Below are 2841 nucleotides of genomic sequence, written 5' to 3' on the forward strand. Positions count from 1 at the left end.
AACTGTCTCACGACGTTCTGAACCCAGCTCGCGTACCGCTTTAATGGGCGAACAGCCCAACCCTTGGGACCTACTTCAGCCCCAGGATGCGATGAGCCGACATCGAGGTGCCAAACCTCCCCGTCGATGTGGACTCTTGGGGGAGATAAGCCTGTTATCCCCAGGGTAGCTTTTATCCGTTGAGCGATGGCCCTTCCATTCGGTACCACCGGATCACTAAGCCCGACTTTCGTCCCTGCTCGACTTGTCTGTCTCGCAGTCAAGCTCCCTTATGCCTTTGCACTCTTCGAATGATTTCCAACCATTCTGAGGGAACCTTGGGGCGCCTCCGTTACGCTTTAGGAGGCGACCGCCCCAGTCAAACTGCCCGCCTGACACGGTCCCTCTCCCGGATTACGGGAGCAGGTTAGAACCTAGATACGATCAGGGTGGTATCCCAACGTCGCCTCCACACAAGCTGGCGCTCATGCTTCTAAGGCTCCCACCTATCCTGTACAGATCGTACCCAAGTCCAATATCAAGCTGCAGTAAAGCTCCATGGGGTCTTTCCGTCTTGTCGCGGGTAACCTGCATCTTCACAGGTATTAAAATTTCACCGGATCTCTCGTTGAGACAGCGCCCAAGTCGTTACGCCATTCGTGCGGGTCAGAATTTACCTGACAAGGAATTTCGCTACCTTAGGACCGTTATAGTTACGGCCGCCGTTTACTGGGGCTTCGGTTCACAGCTTCGGGTTGCCCCTAACCGCTCCCCTTAACCTTCCAGCACCGGGCAGGCGTCAGCCCGTATACTTCGCCTTGCGGCTTCGCACAGACCTGTGTTTTTGCTAAACAGTCGCTTGGGCCTTTTCACTGCGGCCCCCTCGGGCTATTCACCCTACCGAGGCACCCCTTCTCCCGAAGTTACGGGGTCATTTTGCCGAGTTCCTTAACGAGAGTTCTTCCGCGCGCCTTAGCATGCTCTGCTCGCCTACCTGTGTCGGTTTGCGGTACGGGCACCTTCGCCTCACTAGAGGCTTTTCTTGGCAGCATGAGTGCGAGACCTTCGGTACTTTCGAAATTTCCCTCCCCATCACAGCCCAGCCTTACGATGTGCGGATTTGCCTACACATCAGCCTCACTGCTTGGACAGACACTTCCATCCGTCTGCGTCCTTGCCCTTCTGCGTCACCCCGTCGTTCAAACGGCTACGGTGGTACAGGAATATCAACCTGTTGTCCTTCGACTACGCCTTTCGGCCTCGCCTTAGGTCCCGACTTACCCTGAGCGGACGAGCCTTCCTCAGGAACCCTTAGGCTTTCGGCGGACAAGATTCTCACTTGTCTTTTCGTTACTCATACCGGCATTCTCACTTGTGTACTGTCCAGCCGTCCTTACGATCGACCTTCAACCTATACACAACGCTCCCCTACCCAATGACATTACTGTCATAGCCATAGCTTCGGTGGTGTGTTTAGCCCCGTTACATTTTCGGCGCAGAGTCACTCGACCAGTGAGCTATTACGCACTCTTTAAATGGTGGCTGCTTCTAAGCCAACATCCTGGTTGTCTTTGCAACTCCACATCCTTTCCCACTTAACACACACTGGGGGACCTTAGCTGATGGTCTGGGCTGTTTCCCTCTTGACAATGGATCTTAGCACTCACTGTCTGACTCCCGGACAGAAGTATGTGGCATTCAGAGTTTGACTGGACTTGGTAACCCTTGGCGGGCCCCGCACCCAATCAGTGCTTTACCTCCACTACTCTCATTCCGAGGCTAGCCCTAAAGCTATTTCGGGGAGAACCAGCTATCTCCGAGTTCGATTGGAATTTCTCCGCTACCCCCACCTCATCCCCGAATTTTTCAACATTCGTGGGTTCGGGCCTCCAGTGCGTGTTACCGCACCTTCACCCTGGACAGGGGTAGATCACACGGTTTCGGGTCTACGACCACGTACTCATTCGCCCTATTCAGACTCGCTTTCGCTGCGGCTCCGCCTTATCAGCTTAACCTTGCACGTGAACGTAACTCGCCGGTTCATTCTACAAAAGGCACGCCATCACCCATTAACGGGCTCTGACTTCTTGTAAGCACACGGTTTCAGGTTCTATTTCACTCCGCTCCCGCGGTTCTTTTCACCTTTCCCTCACGGTACTGCTTCGCTATCGGTCGCTAGGGAGTATTTAGCCTTGGCAGATGGTCCTGCCGGATTCATACGGGGTTTCACGTGCCCCGCACTACTCGGGATCCGTCTAGGGATACGTTCGCTTTTGGCTACAGGGCTGTTACCTGCTATGGCGAGCCTTTCCAGACCGCTTCGCCTACCGAACTTTTCCCACATTGACGTCCCACAACCCCAAGGGGCAAGCCCCTTGGTTTGGGCTAATCCGCGTTCGCTCGCCGCTACTGACGGAATCACTATTGTTTTCTTTTCCTCCAGGTACTTAGATGTTTCAGTTCCCTGGGTATGCCTCCAATGTAGCTATGTATTCACTACATGGTACACGCGCATTACCACGTGCGGGTTCCCCCATTCGGACATCCCCGGATCGACGCCTGCTTACGGCTCCCCGAGGCATTTCGTTGTTCGCCACGTCCTTCATCGGCTCCTAGCGCCTAGGCATCCTCCGTGTGCTCTTAGTAGCTTAACCAATGATCTCTCACGAGATCGCTACGAAAAAACTAAGGATGTTTTTGCATTGCTTCGCTATCTAGTTTTCAAGGAACAAACGTCACCGCCTCAAAAGCGGCGAGAGCTATCGTAACACATCTTGCCGACTCTTTGCAAGTAGTTTTTTCAACCACTTTCTGGAGTCGAATTGGTGGAGCCAAGCGGGATCGAACCGCTGACCTCCTGCT

General features: G+C 54.0%; 1 rRNA gene. It reads right to left on the minus strand.

Annotated features, from left to right (window positions below):
* Positions 1–2633: ribosomal RNA gene (locus DQG23_RS41580) — 23S ribosomal RNA — on the minus strand; the annotation flags it as partial.
* Positions 2634–2841 lie beyond the last annotated feature (208 nt).

This window comes from Paenibacillus contaminans, from assembly GCF_003285015.1.
Classification (GTDB): domain Bacteria; phylum Bacillota; class Bacilli; order Paenibacillales; family NBRC-103111; genus Paenibacillus_V; species Paenibacillus_V contaminans.